The organism is Variovorax sp. Varisp36 (genome assembly GCF_047304235.1).
Taxonomy (GTDB): Bacteria; Pseudomonadota; Gammaproteobacteria; order Burkholderiales; family Burkholderiaceae_C; genus Variovorax.
Map to the genome: position 1 here is coordinate 1 of NZ_JBGLYU010000023.1, position 21,273 is coordinate 21,273.

Consider the following 21,273-nt stretch of genomic DNA (forward strand, 5'->3'; position numbering starts at 1 on the left):
CCCTGCCCCCGCCCCGGCGCCACAGGCACAGGCACCGGCACGGCCCAAACGCAGCAAGTCCACCGGCCCCGCCAAGCTGTTCGTGCTCGACACGAACGTGCTGCTGCATGACCCGATGTGCCTGTTCCGCTTCGAGGAGCACGACATCTTCCTGCCGATGATCGTGCTGGAAGAGCTGGACGGCCACAAGAAAGGCACCACCGAAGTCGCGCGCAACGGCCGCCAGACCAGCCGCACGCTCGACGCGCTCGCTGGCGCCCAGGATGCCGACATCGACAAGGGCCTGAAGCTCGACACCACCGGCCACCGCGAAGCCGGCGGCCGGCTGTTCTTCCAGACCGCTCCGCTCGACTACTCGCTGCCGATCAGCCTGCCCCAAGGCAAGGCCGACAACCAGATCCTCGGTGTGGTGCACGCGCTGCGCGACGAGTACGCCAAGGACCGGCCGGGCAAGCCGAAGCAGGAAGTGGTGCTGGTGTCGAAGGACATCAACATGCGCGTCAAGGCGCGTGCGCTGGGCCTGGCCGCCGACGACTACCAGAACGACAAGACGCTGGAAGACGGCGACCTGCTGTACGCCGGCTCGCTGGCGCTGCCGCCCGACTTCTGGACCCGCCAGAGCAAGACGGTCGAAAGCTGGCAGAGCGGCAGCAACACCTTCTACAGGATCAGCGGTCCGCTGGTGCCCAACCTGTACATCAACCAGTTTGTCTTCTTCGAGGCACCGGGCGAGCCGAGCATGTACGCGCGCGTCACCGAGATCCGCGACAAGACCGCGGTACTCAAGACGCTGAAGGACTACAGCTCGGGCAAGAACGCGGTCTGGGGCGTGAACACGCGCAACCGCGAGCAGAACTTCGCGATGAACCTGCTGATGGACCCGGAGATCGACTTCGTCACGCTGACCGGCACCGCCGGCACCGGCAAGACCCTGATGGCGCTGGCCTCCGGCCTCACGCAGGTGCTCGACGACCGCCGCTACACCGAGATCATCATGACCCGTGCCACCGTGAGCGTGGGTGAAGACATCGGCTTCCTGCCCGGCACCGAAGAAGAAAAGATGGGCCCCTGGATGGGGGCGCTCGACGACAACCTCGAGTTCCTGGCCAAGGGCGACGGCGGCGGCGCCGGCGAGTGGGGCCGCGCGGCCACCAACGAGCTGATCCGCAGCCGCATCAAGGTCAAGAGCATGAACTTCATGCGCGGGCGCACCTTCCTCAACAAGTACGTGATCATCGACGAGGCGCAGAACCTCACGCCCAAGCAGATGAAAACGCTGATCACCCGTGCCGGCCCAGGCACCAAGATCATCTGCATGGGCAATCTCGCTCAGATCGACACGCCGTACCTCACGGAAGGCTCCTCGGGCCTCACCTTCGCAGTCGACAAGTTCAAGGGCTGGCCGCACGGCGGGCACATCACGCTGGCGCGCGGCGAACGCTCGCGGCTGGCGGATTTCGCGAGCGACGTGCTCTAAGCCGCGACTCCTGGCCGACAAGAGCCCGCGTGTGCCCCCAGGGGCATCGCGGGCATTTTTTCGCCTGCGATGACAGCCTACTGACAAGACGCTGTCAGGAGCCGGTCCGCACCATCGGGGCTCCTTCAACCACGCGAAAGAACACCCATGTACAAGCAGAACGCCATCAGCTGGTTCGAGATCCCCGTCGTCGACATGGACCGTGCGCAAACCTTCTACGAAACCGTGCTGGCCCGCAAGCTGCGCCGCGAGAACTTCGGCGGCCAGACATTGGCCGTGTTCCCCTACGACGATCCCGCCACCGGCGGCGCCCTGCAGGCCGGCGCCAACGCAAGCGCGCGCGCCGGCACAGGCATCCGCATCTACCTCGACTGCATGCCCAGCATCGACGCCGTGCTCGCGCGGGTCGAGGCGGCCGGCGGCCAGATCGTGGCGCCCAAGTCCGCTTTGCCGCCTGGCATGGGCTTCATCGCCCACCTGCGCGACACCGAAGGCAACGAAGTCGGCCTGCACTCCCTGGAGTGATTCCGCCATGACGCAACGCAACTGGATCGCCGTGGCCAGCGCCGAGCATGCACGGCGCGGCCGCGACCACCGGCCGCTCGGCTTCATGCAGGTCGGCCATGGCAAGCATGCGCCGCTCAAGCGGGTTGCGGCGGGCGACCGCGTTGTCTACTACTCGCCGGCCACAGTGTTCGGCGGCACGGACAAGCTGCAGAGCTTCGTGTCGATCGGCGTCGTGCAGCCCGGCGAACCTTACGAGTTCGACATGGGCGACGGCTTCGTGCCGTGGCGCCGCGACGTGGCCTACACGGCCGGGCAGGAGGCGCCGATCGCGCCATTGATCGAGCGCCTGGCCTTCATCGAGAGCCCCAGGCAATGGGGCTACAAGTTTCGCTTTGGCATGTTCGACGTCACCGATGCCGACATGAAGCTGATCGCCCGGGCCATGAAGGCCGATCCGAAGACGCTGGCACTTTGAGAACAAGCCCCATGGAACCCATCCGCCAACACCTGGACGCCTTCCGCGTCGCGGGCCTCACCGCCCGCACTACCAACCATGAAGAGAACGATCCCGCAACGGCCCGCATCGGCGCACTGTGGGATCGGTTCTTCGGCGAACAGACATACGAGTCGACGCCGCACCGCACCGCTGACGTCCGCCTCTTCGGCGTCTATTCGGCCTACGAGTCGGACGCCCGCGGCGCCTTCGACGTGACGACGGGCGTCGCCGTCTCGGGCGGCGAAGGCAGCCTTGCCATCGAGGCCGGCGACTACCTCGTGTTCACCGGCCAGGGCAAGATGCCGCAGATGATCATCGCCACCTGGCAGCGCATCTGGCAGTATTTCGAGGCTCACCCGGAAATCGCGCGCAGCTACCGCAGCGATTTCGAAGCCTACGAAGGGCCAGACAGGGTGGCGGTCCACATCGGAGTTTCATGAGCATCAGGAAAAACCGGCGCACCCGGCTGGCCGGCCGCCTTCATCTGCTGAACGTCGGGGCGGCCGTACAGCGCGGCAAGCGCTGCTTCGTCGAAGGCTTCGCGAAAAAGCTCACCGAAACCCGCTGATGCGCCGCGCCGACCGCCTCTTCCAACTCGTGCAGCTCATCCGCGGACGCCGGCTCACCACGGCTGCGTTCCTGGCGCAGCGCCTCGAGGTGTCGGAGCGCACGGTGTACCGCGACGTGGCCGACCTGCAGCACCAAGGCGTGCCCATAGAGGGCGAGGCCGGCGTGGGTTATCGGCTGGGCGCGGGCTTCGAACTGCCGCCGCTGATGTTCACGCAGGACGAAGCCTCGGCACTGATGGCCGCGGCGCGGCTCGCGCAGAGCTGGGTCGATCCGGCGCTGGCGCGCGACATCGAGAGCGGGCTGGGCAAGATCCTGTCGGTGCTGCCACCGGCGGCACGCGTCTCGGCCGAGGCGCTGGCACTCTATGCCCCTGCGATGGGCCTGGACGACACGCTGCGCACGCGGCTGCAGACGTTGCGCGAGGCGGTGCAGTCGCACAACAAGTTGCGATTGAGCTACCACGATGTGTCGGGCGATGCGAGCGAACGCACGGTTCGGCCGCTCGGCTGCTTCTATTGGGGCAAGGTCTGGACGCTCTCGACCTGGTGCGAGCTGCGCAACGACTTCCGCGGCTTTCGCCTGGACCGCATGGACACGATCGAAATGCTGCCCGAGCGCTTTCGCGACGAACCCGGCAAGACGCTGGCCGACCTGCTGCGCCAGGTGAAGGCCGAGACGGCGCACGGCAAGACGATAGAGCAGAAGCCGCCGGCCTCGCTGCCCCGGCCTGGCGGCAACGTTGGCTGACGCGCTGCGTCAATACTGGTCGTTGTTGCTGTAGCCCACGAGGTTCTCGAACTTGGTGATCGGCTTCAGGAAGGCCAGTTTGACGGTGCCGGTCGGGCCGTTGCGGTGCTTGCTGATGATCACCTCGGCCACACCCGGCTCCTTCGACTCCTTGTTGTAGTAGTCGTCGCGGTAGATGAACATGATGATGTCCGCGTCCTGCTCGATGGCGCCGGATTCGCGCAGGTCGCTCATCATGGGGCGCTTGTCGGTGCGGCTTTCCACGCCTCGGCTGAGCTGCGACAGCGCGATCACCGGGCACTTGAGTTCCTTGGCCAGCATCTTCAGGCCGCGCGAGATTTCGCCCACGGCCGTGGCGCGGTTCTCGTCGCCCGAGCTGCTGGTCGACATCAACTGCAGGTAGTCGACCACGATCAGGCCAAGGCGCCCGTACTGGCGCGCAAGCCGGCGCGCGTTGGCACGCAGTTCGCTGGTCGACAGGCCCGGCGTTTCGTCGATGTGCAGCGACACGGTGCGAAGCTTCTCGATGGCTTCGGTGAGGCGCGGCCATTCCTCGTCGCTGAGCTTGCCGGTGCGCAGGTGACCCTGGTCGATGCGCCCGATGGAGCCGACGATACGCACCGCGAGCTGCGAGGCACCCATTTCCATCGAGAACACCGCCACCGGCAGACCCTCCTCGAGCGCCACGTGCTCGGCGATGTTGATCGCGAGCGAGGTCTTGCCCATCGATGGACGCGCAGCCAGCACGATCATGTCGCCCGGCTGCAGGCCGGAGGTCATCTTGTCGAAGTCGTGGAAGCCGGTGCGAATGCCCGTGATGTCGTTCGGGTTCTCGGCCATTTCGGTCACGCGGTCGAGCAGCTCGACCACCAGGGAATCCATGCTCTGGAAGCCCTGCTTCATCCGCGTGCCTTCTTCGCCGATGTTGAAGATCTTCTGCTCGGCCTCGTCGAGGATCTTGTCGACCGCCTTGCCCTGCGGGTTGAAAGCGTTGGTCGCAATCTCGTCGCTGGCGGTGACAAGTTTGCGCAGGATCGAGCGCTCGCGCACGATTTCTGCATAGCGGCGGATGTTGCTCGCGCTGGGCACGTACTGCGCGAGCGAGTTCAAATACACCAGCCCGCCGATCTCGTCGGCCTTGCCGAGGTTCTGCAGTTGCTCGTAGACCGTGATCACATCGGCCGGCTTGCTGGCATTGATCAGCCCACCGATGGCGGCATAGATCAGCTTGTGCTCGTGGCGATAGAAGTCGCCGTCGACCAGCAGGTCGCCCATTCGGTCCCAGGCGCCGTTGTCGAGCAGCAGGCCGCCGAGCACGCTCGATTCGGCCTCGATGGAGTGAGGCGGAATGCGCAGTTGAGCGACTTGGCGATCGGCCGACGGGTCATTGTCGGCATAGGAGAAAACGGCGGACATGGACTTCCCTTGCAACCCTGCATGCTAAGCCGCGCACGCGGATGCGCGTGTGGACAAGGTTGTGAATAAACAGTGATCTTCCAGTGCAATCGACTGGATAACCCGAGCGCAGAAAAAGAAAAGCCGCCCGAAGGCGGCTTTTGCTGCAGCGCACTGAGGCGCCGTGGACGATCAGGCGGTTTCGCCGTAGACCGTCACGGTGATGTCGACCACCACGTCGGTGTGCAGCGCAACGCTCACGGTGCTGTCGCCAACAACCTTGATCGGGCCATTGGGCAGGCGCACTTGCGACTTGGCGACCTTGTAGCCTTGCTTGCCCAGTTCTTCGGCGATGTCGCCGTTGGTGACCGAGCCGAACAGACGGCCGTCGACGCCAGCCTTTTGCGTCAGCTTGACGGTCGTGCCACCGAGCTTTTCGCCTTGGGCTTGCGATTCGGCCAGCTTGGCAGCCGCAGCCTTTTCGAGTTCGACGCGCTTGGCTTCGAATTCAGCCTTGTTGGCGGCGGTAGCACGGCGGGCGCGGCCCGTCGGGATCAGGAAGTTGCGTGCATAGCCGTCCTTGACCTTGACGATATCGCCCAGGCCGCCGACGTTGAGAACCTTGTCCAGAAGAATGATTTGCATGGTCTCGGCTCCTTAGACGCGGTGCTGGTCGCTGTACGGCACCATGGCCAGGAAGCGCGCGCGCTTGATGGCGGTGTTCAGCTGGCGTTGGTAGATCGCGCGCGTGCCGGTCAGGCGTGCGGGGATGATCTTGCCGTTTTCGCTGATGAAGTCACGCAGCGTGTCGATGTCCTTGTAGTCGATTTCTTCGACGCCAGCGACGGTGAAGCGGCAGAAGCGCTTGCGCTTGAACAGCAGCGACTGGGTGTTGCGCTTCGGGCGCTTGTCTTTGTTGAATTTCTTGAACGTGGCCATTTGGGGACCTCTTGTCGAAAATTAATCTTGCTGAAAATCCTGGATATGCAGGACCGGATGCTTGCCGTTGCCCGGTGTCGCCAGGAAGCCCTGAAAACGCCAGAGACTTCCCATCGACTGTCTTGCGAGCCGTTCGGCGATGGCGCCGAAGGCAACGGCCTTGAGGGCCGTCTTCACCTGCCTGGGTTTGCCTGCCTCCTGGAGCGTCGACTCGTGTTCGAGCTTCAGATCGATGGCGGGCAAGCCGGCTGGCGTGTATCGCAGGGCTCCGAGTTCGGCAACGGAGGCGGTCAGCAGAAGCTGGTTGACCCCGGTTGCCGTAGCGGCAGCAGTCACGCCATCAGTTGTTGTTGGCGGCGTATTCGGCCTGCTGGGCCTTGCGGGCTTCTTCGCGCTCGACCGTCTTCATCATCGACGAAGGACCGGTTTCAGCCTTCTTCTTCTGGACGGTGAGGTGACGCAGCACGGCATCGTTGAACTTGAACGCGTGTTCCAGTTCGCCCATCACGGCTTGTTCAGCTTCGATGTTGACGCACAGGTAGTGAGCCTTGTTGAGCTTGTTGATCTGGTAGGCCAGCTGACGGCGGCCCCAGTCTTCAACGCGGTGGACCTTGCCACCGCCGGCCGTGATCAGGCCCTTGTAACGCTCCAGCATGGCCGGAACTTGTTCGCTCTGATCCGGGTGGATCAGCAAAATGATTTCGTAGTGACGCATGGCACTCCTTGTGGATTCTTCCGAAGAAGAGGAAAAGCCACCTGCAGCGTCGGGCGCAGTGTGGCAAGGCAAAGCCGGCGATTATAGCCCTGTATCGGCCATCCCGGCAAGAATTCAGTCGTTGAGGGCCTTGTCGAGCGCCGCGGCCTTCTCAGGGCCGACGGCGGCTCGGATCTTCGGCGCCAGCGCCACGAGGTCCTCGTAGCTGGTGGTGCCCTCGACCTGCAGGTTGAGCCGGAAACCCATCAGGCCCAGGCTGCCGGTGAGTTGCGTGGCGATCGGATAGGCGTCCTTGTACCGCTGCTGCTTGCTGCGCCCGGAGCCAGCAGCATCCGCAGCCGGCTTCGGAACTTCGGGGGCCGCGGCCTCCCCGGCCGGCGTCGCCGCAGGCTTGCCGCCCACCGGCGCCAGCACGCCCAGTTCCATCATCTGGTTGATGTCCTCCGCGGTGATGCCCATGCCGGCGGCGATCACGTCATCCACCGAGCGCTTGCCGTCGAACAGGATGAACGCCGATCGCTGGCGCGGCGTGAGCGGCACCGAGCGATCCTTGAGAACCTGCTGGCCGGCGTCTGTCTTTACAAGAATCATGATGGTGTCCCCCGCGAGCTGCCGGGATGCGCCCCCGTTAAGCCGCAAGTCTGACATCGGAAACGCATCTTGTTTCAATGACACCAAGCAGACGCGGGAAATCCCCCTGTGGGGATTCCCGCAGTCTGTCGCGCGGCGGGCACATGGCCCAATGCCTTTTGCGGGTCAGCGCTTGGCGAGCTGCTGCCAGGTGTCGATCACACTGTCGGGATTCAGCGAGATCGATTCGATCCCCTGCTCCGCCAGCCACAGTGCGAAGTCCGGATGGTCGCTGGGGCCCTGGCCGCAGATACCGACGTACTTGCCCTGATCCTTGCAGGCCTTGATGGCACGGCTCAGCATCGCCTTGACGGCCGGGTCGCGCTCGTCGAAGTCGGCGGCCAGAAGTTCGAGGCCCGAGTCGCGGTCCAGGCCCAGCGTGAGCTGGGTCAGGTCGTTCGAGCCGATCGAAAAGCCGTCGAAGTACTGCAGGAACTCATCCGCCAGGATGGCATTGCTCGGCACCTCGCACATCATGATCAGCTTGAGTTCGTTCTCGCCGCGCTTCAGGCCGTGCTCGGCGAGCAGGCCGGTCACGCGCTCGGCCTGGCCCAGCGTGCGCACGAAGGGCACCATGATCTGAACGTTGGTCAGGCCCATGTCGTTGCGCACGCGCTTGAGCGCTTCGCATTCCATCGCGAAGGCTTCGCCGAAATCGGCGCTCAGGTAGCGCGCGGCGCCGCGGAAGCCCAGCATCGGGTTTTCTTCTTCCGGCTCGTAGCGGCTGCCGCCGATCAGCTTGCGGTACTCGTTCGACTTGAAGTCGGACAGGCGCACGATGACGGGCTTTGGCCAGAACGCGGCCGCGATGGTCGCGATGCCTTCGGCCACCTTGTCGACGTAGAACGCGCGCGGCGAGGCGTGGCCGCGCGCCACCGACTCGACGGCCTTCTTCAGGTCGTTGTCGACGTTCGGATAGTCGAGGATTGCCTTCGGATGCACGCCGATATTGTTGTTGATGATGAACTCCAGGCGGGCCAGGCCCACGCCGTGGTTCGGCAACTGCGCGAAGTCGAAGGCGAGCTGCGGGTTGCCCACGTTCATCATGATCTTGAGGTCGATCTCGGGCATCACGCCGCGCTGCACTTCGGTCACTTCGGTCTCGAGCAGGCCGTCGTAGATGAAGCCGGTGTCACCCTCGGCGCAGCTCACGGTCACCAGCGTGCCGTCCTTCAGCAGATCGGTCGCGTCGCCGCAGCCGACCACGGCCGGAATGCCCAGTTCGCGCGCGATGATGGCCGCGTGGCAGGTGCGCCCGCCACGGTTGGTGACGATGGCGGCGGCGCGCTTCATCACAGGCTCCCAGTTGGGATCGGTCATGTCGGTGACGAGCACGTCGCCGGCCTGTACCTTGTCCATTTCGCTGATGCTGTGCACGAGCCTCACGGGGCCGGTGCCGATCTTCTGGCCGATGGCACGGCCTTCGGCCAGCACGGCACCCTTGCCCAGCAGCTTGTAGCGCTGCTCGGCCTTGCCTTGCTGCTGGCTCTTCACCGTCTCGGGGCGCGCCTGCAGGATGTAGAGCTGGCCGTCGGTGCCGTCCTTCCCCCACTCGATGTCCATCGGACGGCCATAGTGTTCTTCGATGACCAGCGCGTACCTGGCGAGCTGCTCGACGTCGGCGTCGCTCAGCGAATAGCGGTTGCGCTGCTCCGCCTTGACGTCGGTGGTCTTCACCAGCTTGCCGCTCGCCTTTTTCTCTTCAGGCGTGGCGAATTCCATCTGGATCAGCTTGGAGCCGAGGTTGCGGCGGATCACGGCCTTCTTGCCGGCCTTGAGGGTCGGCTTGTGGACGTAGAACTCGTCAGGATTCACGGCGCCCTGCACCACCGTTTCGCCGAGGCCGTAGCTGGAGGTGATGAACACCACGTCTTCGAAGCCCGATTCGGTGTCGATGGTGAACATCACGCCGGCGGCGCCGAGGTCGGAACGCACCATACGCTGCACGCCGGCCGACAGCGCGACCACGTCGTGCTCGAAGCCCTTGTGCACGCGGTAGCTGATGGCGCGATCGTTGTAGAGGGAGGCGAACACCTCCTTCATCTTGTGCAGTACGTCGTCGATGCCGACGACGTTCAGGAAGGTCTCTTGCTGGCCGGCGAACGAGGCGTCGGGCAGGTCTTCGGCGGTGGCCGAGGAACGCACGGCAAATGAGGCGGCGGGGTTACCGGCGCTCAGCGTGGCGAAGGCCTCGCCGATGGCTTTTTGCAGGTCGGCCGGGAAAGGCTGGGCCTCGACCATGGCGCGAATCTCGGCGCCGGCGGCGGCCAGCGCGCGCACGTCTTCGGTGTCGAGCGCGGCGAGGCGCTTGCTGATCTTGTCGGCCAGGCCGTCGTGGGCCAGGAACTGTCGGAATGCGTGGGCCGTGGTCGCGAAACCGGTCGGCACCCGCACGCCCTGCGGCAGCTGCGAGATCATTTCGCCGAGGCTGGCGTTCTTGCCGCCAACCGCCTCGACGTCGGTCATTCTCAGGTTTTCAAACGGTACGACCAGGGCGGTCGCGTCGAAAAGTGCAGACATGGGAAAGCTCCAGAAGTTGAAACCGGTGCCGCATGCAGACGGCGCGGCACGATCGTTGTCGTTGCTTTGGGTGCGGGCGCGGTGTGCATGGAAAGAATTGGGGTTGGGAAAGCGGATTCCCGATAATGGCCCGGATTGTAGGCGTGGCAAGGTCGCGCGCGCCGCAGGACAAGGCCGCAAGACCATGCATACACGCACTGTTTTCTTCATTTCCGACGGCACCGGCATCACCGCCGAGACCTTCGGCAACGCCGTTCTGGCCCAGTTCGAGATGAAACCGCGCCATGTCCGGCTGCCTTTCACCGACACGGTCGACAAGGCACACCAGGCGGTGCGGCAGATCAATCACACCGCCGAAATCGAGGGTGTCCGCCCCATCGTCTTCACCACGCTGGCCAACATGGACGTGCTGGAAGTGATCGAAACCGGCTGCAAGGGCATGCTGCTCGACATGTTCGGCACCTTCGTGCGGCCCCTGGAAATCGAACTGGCCGTGAAGTCGAACCACCGCATCGGCCGCTTCAGCGACGTCAGCAAGAGCAAGGAATACAACGCCCGCATCGCGGCCATCGACTTCAGCCTGGCGCACGACGATGGCCAGAGCAACCGCGACCTGCAGGGCGCCGACGTGATCCTGGTTGGCGTGAGCCGCAGCGGCAAGACGCCCACCTCGCTCTACCTGGCGATGCAGCACGGCCTCAAGGCCGCCAACTACCCGCTGATTCCGGAGGATTTCGACCGCCGCCAGCTGCCGCCGGCCCTGATGCCGCACCGCAAGAAAATCTTCGGCCTGACGATCCAGCCCGAGCGCCTGAGCGAGATCCGCAACGAGCGGCGCCCCGATTCGCGCTATGCCAGCCTCGAGAACTGCCGCCACGAGGTGAGCGAGGCTGAGGCGATGATGCGACGCGCCGGCATCCGCTGGCTGTCGACCACCACCAAGTCGATCGAGGAGATCGCGACGACGATCCTGCAGGAACTGCGGCCGGAGCGGCTGAACTACTGAGACTTCAAAGAAAAGGGGGCCATCGACTTGCGATGCCCCCTTCTTGCATCGGGCAGCCGGTCAGGCAGCCGCCGGCGCGGCGGGCGCCGAAGTGCGGATCAGGTGGTCGAACGCACCGAGCGCCGCCTTCGCGCCGTCGCCGGCCGCGATGATGATCTGCTTGAACGGCACGGTCGTCACATCGCCTGCCGCGAACACGCCGGGCACCGAGGTCTGGCCGCGCGCGTCGACGAGGATCTCGCCGTGCTTCGACAACTCGACCGTGCCCTTGAGCCAGTCGGTATTGGGCACGAGGCCGATCTGGATGAACACGCCTTCAAGCTCGACCTTCTTCAGCTCGCCCGTCGCACGGTCCTTGTAGACCAGGCCGTTGACCTTCTGGTCGCCGGTGATCTCGGTGGTCTGCGCGTTGGTGAAGACGTCGACGTTCTTCAGGCTCTGGAGCTTGCGCTGCAGCACGGCGTCGGCGCGCAGGGCCGTGTCGAACTCGATCAGCGTGACGTGGCCCACGATGCCGGCCAGGTCGATTGCCGCTTCGACGCCCGAGTTGCCGCCGCCGATCACCGCGACGCGCTTGCCCTTGAACAGCGGGCCGTCGCAGTGGGGGCAATAGGCCACGCCCTTGTTCTTGAACTCGTGCTCGCCGGGCACGTTGATGTTGCGCCAGCGCGCGCCGGTCGAGATGATGACCGACTTGCTCTTGAGCGAGGCGCCGCTTTCGAGCTGCACTTCGATCAGGCCGTTGCCGGGCACCAGCGCCTTGGCACGCTGCAGATTCATGATGTCGACGTCGTAGTCGCGCACATGTTCCTCGAGCGCATGCGCGAACTTCGGTCCTTCGGTTTCCTTGATCGAGATGAAGTTCTCGATGCCCAGCGTGTCTAGCACCTGGCCGCCGAAGCGCTCCGAGGCCACGCCGGTGCGGATGCCCTTGCGCGCCGCGTACACAGCCGCAGCGGCGCCGGCAGGACCGCCGCCGACGATCAGCACGTCGAACGGATCCTTGGCGGCAATCTTCTTCGCTTCGCGCTCGACGCCGCTGGTGTCGATCTTGGCGAGGATTTCCTCCAGGCTCATGCGGCCCTGGCCGAACTCGGTGCCGTTGAGGAACACGGTCGGCACGGCCATCACCTGCCGTTCCTTCACTTCGTCCTGGAAGGTGCCGCCTTCGATCATGGTGGTGCGGATGCGCGGGTTCTGCACTGCCATCAGGTTCAGCGCCTGGACCACGTCGGGGCAGTTGTGGCAGGTGAGCGAGACGTAGATCTCGAACTCGAAATCGCCGTCGAGCGCCTTGATCTGGTCGAGCACTGCCTGCTCGACCTTCGGGGGATAGCCGCCGATCTGCAGCAAGGCAAGGATCAGCGAAGTGAATTCATGGCCCATTGGCAGGCCGGCAAAACGCGGACCGTGGTTTTCGCTCGGGCGATTGACCGAGAACGAGGGCTTGCGGTGGTTGTCGTCTCGGCTTTCGGTCAGCTTGACCAGGGGCGAGGCTTCGGCGACGTCCTTCAGCAGCGACAGCATCTCGCCCGAGGCCTTGCCGTCGTCGAGCGAGGCAACGATCTCGATCGGCTGCGTGGCGCGTTCGAGGTAACTCTTCAATTGGGCTTTGGTGCTGGCGTCGAGCATGAGGGACTCTCTTTCGATAACTGAAAACTATCAACTGGGGACGAAAAAGCCCGGGGCCTCGTGAGCGCCCGGGCTTTCGCGCGGGACGCTTAGATCTTGCCGACGAGGTCGAACGACGGTGCGATGGTCTTGTCGCCTTCATTCCACTTGGCCGGGCAGACTTCGTTCGGGTGGGCGGCGGTGTAGACCGCTGCCTTGAGCTTGCGCAGGGTTTCCTTGACGTCGCGGGCGATTTCGTTGGAGTGCACTTCGGCGGTCTTGATGATGCCCTCGGGGTTGATCACGAAGGTGCCGCGCAGTGCCAGGCCTTCTTCGGGGATGTGCACGCCGAAAGCGTTGGTCAGCGTGTGGGTCGGGTCGCCCACCAGCGGGAACTTGGCCTTGCCGACGGCCGGCGACGTGTCGTGCCAGACCTTGTGCGAGAAGTGCGTGTCGGTGGTCACGATGTAGACCTCGGCACCCAGCTTCTGGAACTCGGGGTAGTTGTCGGCCGCGTCTTCGACTTCGGTCGGGCAGTTGAAGGTGAAGGCCGCCGGCATGAAGATCAGCACGGACCACTTGCCCTTGAGCGTCTCGTCGGACACATCGATGAACTTGCCGTTGAGGTAGGCCTGGGTCTTGAAGGGTTGGACTTGGGTGTTGATCAGGGACATGGTGATTCCTTGGATGCTTCGGGTGGACAAAATTAAGTGCGAGTCATGAGTATAACTACCAAATAAGACACATTAATAGCATTGAGCTATCAACAACATCGGTGCGGCCTATGAAAAACAAAGGTGTCCTCGCCTTCGTTGCCCGCCCGAATACGAACGCCTATCACCCTCGTACGCATGCAGACCGACTGCGCAGGGGAATGCTTGCGCGGGCCCTCAGAGGAACCGGACAATCCCCTCTTTCAGAACAAGGAAAACGATCATGAAGGGCGACCCCAAGGTCATCGAACATCTGCAGGCGCAGCTCAAGAACGAGCTCACTGCAATCAACCAGTACTTCCTCCACTACCGCATGCTCAAGCACTGGGGCCTGGACAAGCTGGCGAAGAAGGAATACGAGGAATCGATCGGCGAGATGAAGCATGCCGACAAGCTGATGGACCGCATCTTCATGCTCGACGGCCTGCCGAACCTGCAGGACCTGGGCAAGCTGAACATTGGCGAAGACGTGCCGGAACTGCTGCGCTGCGACCTCGGCGCCGAAACCGGCGCGCAAGCGACCATCAAGGACGGCATCGCGCATTGCGAATCGGTGCGCGACTATGTCTCGCGCGACCTGTTGCAGGAAATCCTGGACGACACGGAAGAGCACATCGACTTCCTCGAAACCCAGATCGACCTGATCGACAAGGTCGGGGTGCAGAACTACCTGCAATCGCAGATGGGCGAACTCGAATAAGCGAGGCTTTCGCGCCTGCCGATCAACGGGACTTCGGTCCCGTTTTTTTATTGCTTTACGCAACTTAACCAATCGCGAATAGCAGTCATTCTCATTTGCACGGATAGAATCCGCGCCTTCGATGATGACTGCCGCCCGCCCCGACACCCGCCGACGAGCCTACTGGCTCAAGACCCTGCACGAATGGCATTGGGTGAGCTCGGCGATCTGCCTGATTGGCATGATTCTGTTCAGCGTCACGGGCTTCACGCTCAATCACGCGGGGCAGATCGAGGCCCGGCCGGCCGTCACGAAGCTGAGCGGTTCGGTCGATGAAGTCCTGCGCACGCAACTCGAAAAGCAGTTGCCAGCCGCCAAGGCCCTCAAGGGAAAGGCGCCCTTGCCCGCCGAACTGCAGGCCTGGGTGCAGAAGCACTGGGACATCGGTACCGCGGGCCGCGAGGCCGAGTGGTCGGACGACGAAATTTATCTCTCGCTCCCCCGCCCTGGCGGCGACGCCTGGCTGCGCCTGAGCCTGGCCGACGGCGAGATCGAGTACGAGCGCACCGACCGCGGCTGGCTCTCCTACTTCAACGACCTCCACAAGGGCCGCAACACCGGTGCCGCGTGGAGCTGGTTCATCGACATCTTCGCGGGCGCCGCACTGGTCTTCTCGATCACCGGCCTGTTCATTCTCAAGATGCATGCGGGCAACCGGCCGTTCACATGGCCGATGGTGGGCATGGGGCTCGTCGTGCCGGCGCTGCTCGCGCTGCTGTTCATTCACTGATTCATTCAACGATCCAGGAAAAGAGGTTTCCCGTGCACGTTCGCTATTCACTCGCGCCGCTGGCCATGTCGGCGCTGTTCGCGGCCCCGGCCTTCGCGTCGGGGCTGGCCGTCAACATCGAGATCCCGCGGCTGAACGTGTCCGAGTACCACCGTCCCTACGTGGCGACCTGGATCGAGCGCGCCGACAACACCGTTGCCGGTACGCTGGCCGTCTGGTACGACGTGCGCACCAAGACCAACAACCCCGAGGGCGAAGGCACGAAGTGGTTGAAGGACATGCGCCAGTGGTGGCGCCGGGGCGGCCGCGAACTCGCGGTGCCGGTCGATGGCGTGACGGGCGCGACCAAGCCGGCCGGCAAGCACCAGCTGAGCTTCACGGAAGGCACGGCCCCCATGCCCAAGCTCGCGCCGGGTGCCTACAAGCTCGTGGTGGAAGCCGCACGCGAAGTCGGCGGACGCGAGGTCGTGAGCATTCCCTTCCAGTGGCCCCCGACGGCAGCGGCGCAACCGACCGCCACGGGCAAGGAAGAGCTCGGCGAGATCAAGCTCGAACTCAAGCCCTGACCGGCGCCCCCTTTTTACCGCCTCACCGCCAGCCCACATCAAGGAACCGCCATGCCCCGCTTCACACTGCGCGCCGCCGCCCTCGCCATCGCCCTGGCGGCTGCCGCCTCGCTTGCCCACGCGCACAACGCCTGGCTGCTGCCCTCGTCCACCGTGTTTTCCAAGGCCGACACCGTGACCGTCGATGCCGCGGTGTCGAACGACCTGTTCGTCGCGAACCACGCGCCGCTGCGGCTCGATGGCCTGCAGATCACCGCGCCCGACGGCGGCACCGTCAAGCCCGAAACCGAAGCCAGGCTCAAGCTGCGCAACGTATTCGACGTGAGCGTGGCGCAACCGGGGACCTACCGCATCGCGGTGGTCAACGCCGGCGCCTTCGCGAGCTGGAAGGACAAGGCCACGGGCCAGGCCAAGCGCGCACGCGGCACGGCCGAAAGCATCGGCAAGGAGATCCCGGCCGACGCCCAGGAGGTGACGATCACCCAATCGTCCGGCCGCATCGAGACCTTCGTGACGGTCGGCAAGCCTTCGGCGCTCAAGCCGGTCGGCCAGGGGCTGGAACTGATCTCCACCGGCAGCCCGACCGACCTGGTCAAGGGCGAGAAGGCCGCCTTCACGCTGAACCTCGACGGCCAGCCCGCCAAGGGCCTCGAAGTGACCGTGACGGCAGGCAATACCCAGTACCGCGACAAGCTCGAGGAAATCAAGCTCAAGACCGACGACAAGGGCCAGTTCAGCGTGACCTGGCCAGCCGCCGGGATGTACTGGCTCGACGCCAGCACCAAGGACACCAAGACCACGGTGCCGCAAGCCAAGGAACGCCGCCTGAGCTACGCGGCGACCCTTGAAGTGATGCCCTGACGCGGCAGCCGACCACCTTGGGCCTTTCGTTCAGCACCTGGCGCGCTGGCGGCTACGCCAACGCGGCCGTCCCACGCGCCGCCGATCCCGCCACGCTCCAGCAGTCGGGCGGGCAGACCATGGGCACCACCTGGTCGCTGCGCTTCGACAATCCGCGGATGCTGCCGTTGGCGGAGGTTCGCGCGGCGGTCGAGTCGGCGCTTGGCCGCGTGGTCACGCAGATGAGCAACTGGGAGCCGGACTCCGACATCAGCCGGTTCAACCGCGCGCCAGCCGGATCACGCCACGTGCTGCCCGCGGAGTTCGCCGAGGTGATGCGCTGTGCGGACCGATGGGCAACGGCCAGCGGTGGCGCGATCGATCCGACGATCGGTCCGCTGGCCGCCTGCTGGGGTTTCGGCCCTGAAGCACACGAAAGCGGCCTGCCTTCTGCGCAGGTCCTGGCCGATGCGCGTGCGCGCGTCGGCTGGCCGCGGCTGGCGTTCGATGCGGCTGATGGCTCGCTGCTGCAGCCGGGTGGCGTTGCGCTCGATCTTTCGGGTATCGCCAAGGGCTTCGCGGTCGACTGTGGCGTCGAAGCCTTGCGCGCGCTCGGCCTTGCGGACCTTCTCCTTGAAGTCGGCGGCGAACTGCGAGGCATCGGACGACGCCCCGGCGGCCAGCCTTGGCAGGTGCTTGTCGACGGCGACCCGGCCGTGGCGCAGCGCGTGGCGCTGGCCGACATGGCGATCGCTACTTCGGGCGATCGGTGGCACCGCCGCACGCACCAGGGGCGCAACTGGTCGCACACCATCGATCCGCGCACCGGTGAACCGGCCGCCCATGCATTGGCCAGCGTCACCGTGCTGCACGCCGAATGCATGCAGGCCGACGCACTGGCCACCGTGCTGACGGTACTGGGGCCGGACGAAGGATTCGATTTCGCGCAGCGGCACGACATTGCCGCGCTGCTCGTGAGCCGCGGCGACGCATCGCCCGCTGTGCGGGCTACGCGCGCGTGGCCCGCACCGGCCGGGACATGAACGACGTTGGCTGGCGCGCACTTGGCGCGGGTTCCACCGTGGCTGCGTATGCGGCGCTCTGCGCATCGGTCTACCTGCGCGAGCGCAGGCGGCAAGCGGCCGCCGTGCGCGATGCGGTAGCGCTTTCGGAAGGCAGCGGCGAGCCCCCCGTCCTCGTACTGTTCGCGAGCCAGACCGGCCAGGCCGAAACCATCGCCTGGCAGACCGCACGGCAATTGAGCGCGGCGGGCACGCCGGCACGCGTGATGGAACTCAACGCGCTCGATGCCCCGACGCTGACCGCCGCGCGGCGCGCGCTTTTCATCGCCAGCACCTACGGCGAAGGCGATGCTCCCGATGGCGCCAGCGTGTTCGCCGAACGCGTCATGCATTCACCGCCCGCGCTGTCCTCGCTGCGCTACGCCGTACTGGCCCTGGGCGATCGTCAATACGCCAGCTTCTGCGGCTTCGGTCGCGCGCTCGACGAGTGGCTTCTTGCAACGGGCGCCACGCGCGAATTCGATCGCATCGAGGTCGACAACAGCGAGCCTGCCGCGCTGGCTGCGTGGCACGCGCAATGGGGCGACGCGCCGGCGGCAGGCATCGAAGGGGCGGCAACCGGCTTCACGCAGTGGCGACTCATTGCGCGCGAGCGGCTCAATCTTGGTAGCGTCGGTGCGCCGGTGTTCCATCTCGGACTGGTTCCGCAGATGGGTGCGATGCCGCATTGGATGTCGGGCGACCTGGCGCAGGTGGCCACGGCGAGCGATCCGGCACGCCCGCGCGACTACTCGATCGCATCCGTGCACGCCGACGGCGAATTGCAGTTGCTCGTCCGACAGGAGCAGCATCCCGACGGCACGCTGGGAGCGGCATCGGGGCTGCTCACCTCCACCCTCAGCGTTGGCGACACGGTCGCGCTGCGTTTGCGGCCCCATCGGGGTTTCCGCCTGGACGGCAACGAGACGCGACCCCTGATCCTCATCGGCAACGGCACCGGGCTGGCCGGACTGCGCGCCCATCTGCGAGCCCGTGCCGCCGCGGGCAGGCACGACAACTGGCTGGTGTTCGGCGAACGCCAAGCCGCGCACGATTTCCTGTACCGAGAAGAAATCGAAGCCTGGCAGGCCGGCGGCGTGCTGCAGCGGCTCGACATGGTGTTCTCGCGCGATCAGGCGGAGCGCTTCTACGTCCAGCACCGGTTGCTGCGGTCGGCCGACACCCTGCTGCGGTGGCTGCACGGCGGCGCGGCTGTCTACGTCTGCGGAAGCCTGCAGGGCATGGCGTCCGGTGTCGACGCCGCATTGCGGCAGGTCGCTGGCGAGACGCTGATGAGCGAGCTGGCGGCAAGCGGACGCTATCGCCGCGATGTCTACTGAGCCCCTCGCGGCCGCACCAGTTGCATGTCAGCAACAAACCGAGATGACTTTTGAATTAATACGGTTTTGGTTGCGTACTTCCGTATTGAGAAGCAATATCATTTAAGACGATTTACAAGCACTTTGCAAATCGACTCACCCAGCCAGTCCGCCCCGCTTCTCCCGGAGAACGCAGGCCGCCAAGACATCGCCAGTCGAGTCCTGACGCCCGTCCTTTCCGGAGAAAACTTCATGGCCTACATCAAGAGCCGCAAACACACCGTTGTGCGCGCCGTTCCACACCTTTCGAGCGCTGCCGCCGCCACACTGATAGCCATCGCAGCCCCGGCGGCCCTCGCCCAGTCGAGCGGTGCACTGCCTGAAGTCCGGGTGCAGGACACCACCGCCGCCGACTACAAGGCCGACAACTCGTCGAATCCCAAGTTCACGGCCCCGCTGGTGAACACGCCCCAGACCATCCAGGTCATCAAGGAACAGATCATCCGCGAACAAGGCGCAACCACGCTGACCGAGGCGCTGCGCAACACGCCCGGCGTGGGCACCTTCTTCCTCGGGGAAAACGGCAACACCAACACGGGAGACGCCGTCTTCATGCGCGGCTTCGACAGCTCGAGCGCGATCTTCGTGGACGGCATCCGCGACCTGGGCTCGGTGTCGCGCGACGTGTTCAACATCGAACAGCTGGAGGTCGTGAAGGGCCCATCGGGCACCGACGTAGGCCGCACCTCGCCTACCGGCTACATCAATCTCGTCACGAAGAAGCCCAAGCTCGAAGACAGCTTCCTGGGTTCGATGAGTTTCGGCAGCGCAGACTTCAAGCGCGGCAGCGTCGACTGGAACAAGTCGCTGAGCAGTGCCAACGGCATCGGCGCGGCCTTCCGCCTGAACGCGGTGACCGAAGACGGCGGCGTTGCCGGGCGCGATTTCGTCAAGAACAAGCGCACGGCCATCGCTCCGTCGCTGGCCCTCGGGTTGAACAGCCCGACGCGCATCTTCCTCGACTACCTGCACGTCGAGCAGAACAACATTCCCGACGGCGGCGTACCCACCATCGGCCTGCCGGGCTACAGCACGCCGGATGCCACCGCGATCACGCGAGGCCTGGCGCGCCGCACCTACCTGAACTCCGCCGCACGCGTGGATTCGAGCAACTTCTACGGCACCAGCTCGGACTTCGACAACGTGAAGGCCGACATGTTCACCGCGCGCATCGAGCACGACCTGACGCCGGACATCACCATCCGCAACACCACCCGCTACGGCAAGACCTCGCAGGACTACATGCTGACGTCGTTCACGGGCGGCGGCCTCACGGCATCGGCAAGCGGCGGCGGCCAGCTGCCGGCCGCGAACGCGGGCTTCATCAACACGGTCATCCCGACGATTCCCGCCAGCTGGACCATCACGCGCAACCTGCCCACCAACAAGGACCAGGAAAACACGATCTTCACGAACCAGACGAGCGTGTCGGCCAAGTTCAACACGGGCAGCATCGGCCACTCGTTCAATGGCGGCCTCGAGTTCGTCCGCGAGACGCAGCGCGCCAACAACTATTACGCCGCGGGCTACCCGAGCGTGGGCACCACGCTGGCCGCGGCCGGCTCGTGGCCTGTCGCCAACCTGTACAACCCGAATCCGTACGTGAGCGGCTACAACCGCATCGCCAACGGAACGGGGGCCGACGGCAGCACCGACACCATCGGCCTCTACGCCTTCGACACGCTCAAGTTCAACGAGCAGTGGCAGCTGACCGCCGGCCTGCGCTACGACCACTACTCGACCACATACAACGCCACCGCGCTGACGTTGGCGCGCACCGGCAACGACCCTCAGACCTCGACGATCACGCCGACCAACCTGAAACTGTCGGACAACCTGCTCTCCGGCAAGATCGGCCTGGTCTACAAGCCGACCGCAAACAGCAGCATCTACGCAGCCTACGGCACCGCCGCGCAGCCGCCGGGCGGCGCCAACTTCCAGTTGGCCGCCGGCGGCACCGGCAACAGCGCCGGGCGAACCGACTTCCTGCCGCAGAAGGCCAAGACCTACGAGGTCGGCACCAAGTGGGACGTGATGAACAAGCGCGTGGCGCTGACTGCAGCGCTGTACCGCACCGACGTGAGCAACGAAGTCGTGCAGGACACGGTCTCGCAGCAGTACTTCCAGACCGGCAAGAAGCGCGTGCAGGGCGCCGAGCTGGGCCTGTCGGGCGCACTGACCGACAACTGGGGCGTGAGCTCGGGCTTCACCACCATGAACACCCGCGTGCTGAGCGGCGCCTCGGTGCTGGCGGATGGATCGACCGCCCTCGCCTACACGCCGAAGAAGGCCTTCACGCTCTGGACCACCTACCAGTTTCCGTTCGGCCTGACCATCGGCGGCGGCGCGCGCTACAACGGCAAGCTGCAGCGCGGCGCCGACAGCGCGGTGGGAACGCCGGCCTACGTCGATTCATACTGGGTGGTCGATGCGATGGCGTCCTATCGCATCAACAAGAACATCGACATCCAGCTGAACCTGTACAACCTGTTCGACAAGGACTACGTGGCGGCCATCAACAAGAGCGGCTACCGCTACACGCCGGGCACGCCGCGCTCGGCGAAGATCACCGCGAACTTCGCGTTCTGACAGTCCTGCGCGCGCCGAGGCTTTTCTCATTGCGGAGATCCGG

At 65.0% G+C, this 21,273-nt stretch carries 23 protein-coding genes; 14 read left to right on the plus strand and 9 right to left on the minus strand.

All coding sequences use genetic code 11. The features are described 5' to 3' along the window. The 6 genes from ACCD11_RS15250 to ACCD11_RS15275 form a co-directional block, all read left to right on the plus strand. Window positions 1-1,477: PhoH family protein (locus ACCD11_RS15250; protein WP_413314506.1), on the plus strand; the 1,477-nt coding region annotated here is incomplete at its 5' end. A gap of 147 nt (window positions 1,478-1,624) precedes the next feature. Next, on the plus strand, window positions 1,625-2,002 hold the full coding sequence (locus tag ACCD11_RS15255; protein ID WP_413314507.1) for a VOC family protein: 378 nt from the start codon (window positions 1,625-1,627) through the stop codon (window positions 2,000-2,002). Window positions 2,003-2,009: 7 nt separating this feature from the next. Beyond that, entirely contained in the window at window positions 2,010-2,459 is a 450-nt protein-coding gene (locus ACCD11_RS15260) for an EVE domain-containing protein (RefSeq protein ID WP_413314508.1), read from the plus strand. A gap of 11 nt (window positions 2,460-2,470) precedes the next feature. Then, on the plus strand, window positions 2,471-2,920 hold the full coding sequence (locus ACCD11_RS15265) for a GyrI-like domain-containing protein (RefSeq protein ID WP_413314510.1): 450 nt from the start codon (window positions 2,471-2,473) through the stop codon (window positions 2,918-2,920). Beyond that, on the plus strand, window positions 2,917-3,048 hold the full coding sequence (locus ACCD11_RS15270; RefSeq protein WP_413314511.1) for a hypothetical protein: 132 nt from the start codon (window positions 2,917-2,919) through the stop codon (window positions 3,046-3,048). The genes ACCD11_RS15265 and ACCD11_RS15270 overlap by 4 nt, the downstream gene beginning before the upstream one ends. Next, on the plus strand, window positions 3,048-3,797 hold the full coding sequence (locus ACCD11_RS15275) for a helix-turn-helix transcriptional regulator (protein WP_413314512.1): 750 nt from the start codon (window positions 3,048-3,050) through the stop codon (window positions 3,795-3,797). The genes ACCD11_RS15270 and ACCD11_RS15275 overlap by 1 nt, the downstream gene beginning before the upstream one ends. 9 nt (window positions 3,798-3,806) lie before the next feature. On the opposite strand, the gene dnaB is transcribed toward ACCD11_RS15275, so the two are convergent. The 7 genes from dnaB to ppsA form a co-directional block, all read right to left on the minus strand. Next, window positions 3,807-5,213, minus strand: coding sequence for a replicative DNA helicase (dnaB, locus tag ACCD11_RS15280; RefSeq protein ID WP_007830785.1), 1,407 nt, complete (start codon window positions 5,211-5,213; stop codon window positions 3,807-3,809). Window positions 5,214-5,384: 171 nt separating this feature from the next. After that, on the minus strand, window positions 5,385-5,837 hold the full coding sequence (gene rplI / locus ACCD11_RS15285) for a 50S ribosomal protein L9 (protein ID WP_007830783.1): 453 nt from the start codon (window positions 5,835-5,837) through the stop codon (window positions 5,385-5,387). Between the two features lie 12 nt (window positions 5,838-5,849). Then, on the minus strand, window positions 5,850-6,131 hold the full coding sequence (rpsR, locus tag ACCD11_RS15290; RefSeq protein ID WP_007830781.1) for a 30S ribosomal protein S18: 282 nt from the start codon (window positions 6,129-6,131) through the stop codon (window positions 5,850-5,852). Window positions 6,132-6,152: 21 nt separating this feature from the next. Next, entirely contained in the window at window positions 6,153-6,467 is a 315-nt protein-coding gene (gene priB, locus ACCD11_RS15295) for a primosomal replication protein N (RefSeq protein ID WP_007830777.1), read from the minus strand. A gap of 4 nt (window positions 6,468-6,471) precedes the next feature. After that, entirely contained in the window at window positions 6,472-6,846 is a 375-nt protein-coding gene (gene rpsF, locus ACCD11_RS15300; protein WP_007830775.1) for a 30S ribosomal protein S6, read from the minus strand. A 114-nt stretch (window positions 6,847-6,960) separates the two neighbouring features. After that, window positions 6,961-7,437: a hypothetical protein gene (locus ACCD11_RS15305; protein WP_413314513.1), complete on the minus strand. Its 477-nt coding sequence runs from the start codon at window positions 7,435-7,437 to the stop codon at window positions 6,961-6,963. A 165-nt stretch (window positions 7,438-7,602) separates the two neighbouring features. Beyond that, the gene (ppsA, locus tag ACCD11_RS15310) at window positions 7,603-9,996 is read right to left on the minus strand and encodes a phosphoenolpyruvate synthase (protein ID WP_007830770.1); all 2,394 of its coding nucleotides are present in this window, start codon (window positions 9,994-9,996) and stop codon (window positions 7,603-7,605) included. A 184-nt stretch (window positions 9,997-10,180) separates the two neighbouring features. On the opposite strand from ppsA, the gene ACCD11_RS15315 reads away from it, so the two are divergent. After that, window positions 10,181-11,002, plus strand: coding sequence for a pyruvate, water dikinase regulatory protein (locus ACCD11_RS15315; protein WP_007830768.1), 822 nt, complete (start codon window positions 10,181-10,183; stop codon window positions 11,000-11,002). A 60-nt stretch (window positions 11,003-11,062) separates the two neighbouring features. On the opposite strand, the gene ahpF is transcribed toward ACCD11_RS15315, so the two are convergent. Both ahpF and ahpC read right to left on the minus strand, forming a co-directional pair. Further along, a complete protein-coding gene (gene ahpF, locus ACCD11_RS15320) occupies window positions 11,063-12,634 on the minus strand; it encodes an alkyl hydroperoxide reductase subunit F (RefSeq protein ID WP_413314514.1) in 1,572 nt (523 codons plus the stop codon). An 89-nt stretch (window positions 12,635-12,723) separates the two neighbouring features. After that, on the minus strand, window positions 12,724-13,287 hold the full coding sequence (gene ahpC / locus ACCD11_RS15325; RefSeq protein WP_007830764.1) for an alkyl hydroperoxide reductase subunit C: 564 nt from the start codon (window positions 13,285-13,287) through the stop codon (window positions 12,724-12,726). 262 nt (window positions 13,288-13,549) lie between these two features. Between ahpC and bfr the strand changes: the two genes are divergently transcribed. The 7 genes from bfr to ACCD11_RS15360 all read left to right on the plus strand — a co-directional run bounded on the left by bfr (window position 13,550) and on the right by ACCD11_RS15360 (window position 21,230). Beyond that, on the plus strand, window positions 13,550-14,026 hold the full coding sequence (bfr, locus tag ACCD11_RS15330; protein WP_007830763.1) for a bacterioferritin: 477 nt from the start codon (window positions 13,550-13,552) through the stop codon (window positions 14,024-14,026). 124 nt (window positions 14,027-14,150) lie between these two features. Continuing rightward, entirely contained in the window at window positions 14,151-14,795 is a 645-nt protein-coding gene (locus ACCD11_RS15335) for a PepSY-associated TM helix domain-containing protein (RefSeq protein ID WP_413314574.1), read from the plus strand. A 65-nt stretch (window positions 14,796-14,860) separates the two neighbouring features. Further along, the gene (locus ACCD11_RS15340; RefSeq protein WP_371127353.1) at window positions 14,861-15,361 is read left to right on the plus strand and encodes a DUF2271 domain-containing protein; all 501 of its coding nucleotides are present in this window, start codon (window positions 14,861-14,863) and stop codon (window positions 15,359-15,361) included. 51 nt (window positions 15,362-15,412) lie between these two features. Next, on the plus strand, window positions 15,413-16,222 hold the full coding sequence (locus ACCD11_RS15345) for a DUF4198 domain-containing protein (RefSeq protein ID WP_413314515.1): 810 nt from the start codon (window positions 15,413-15,415) through the stop codon (window positions 16,220-16,222). A gap of 17 nt (window positions 16,223-16,239) precedes the next feature. Next, on the plus strand, window positions 16,240-17,244 hold the full coding sequence (locus ACCD11_RS15350; RefSeq protein WP_413314516.1) for an FAD:protein FMN transferase: 1,005 nt from the start codon (window positions 16,240-16,242) through the stop codon (window positions 17,242-17,244). After that, window positions 17,241-18,602 (plus strand): sulfite reductase subunit alpha, encoded by a 1,362-nt coding sequence (locus ACCD11_RS15355; RefSeq protein WP_413314517.1) that lies wholly within the window; start codon window positions 17,241-17,243, stop codon window positions 18,600-18,602. Before ACCD11_RS15350 ends, ACCD11_RS15355 begins: the two co-directional genes overlap by 4 nt. A gap of 231 nt (window positions 18,603-18,833) precedes the next feature. After that, window positions 18,834-21,230, plus strand: coding sequence for a catecholate siderophore receptor Fiu (locus ACCD11_RS15360; RefSeq protein ID WP_413314518.1), 2,397 nt, complete (start codon window positions 18,834-18,836; stop codon window positions 21,228-21,230). Window positions 21,231-21,273 lie beyond the last annotated feature (43 nt).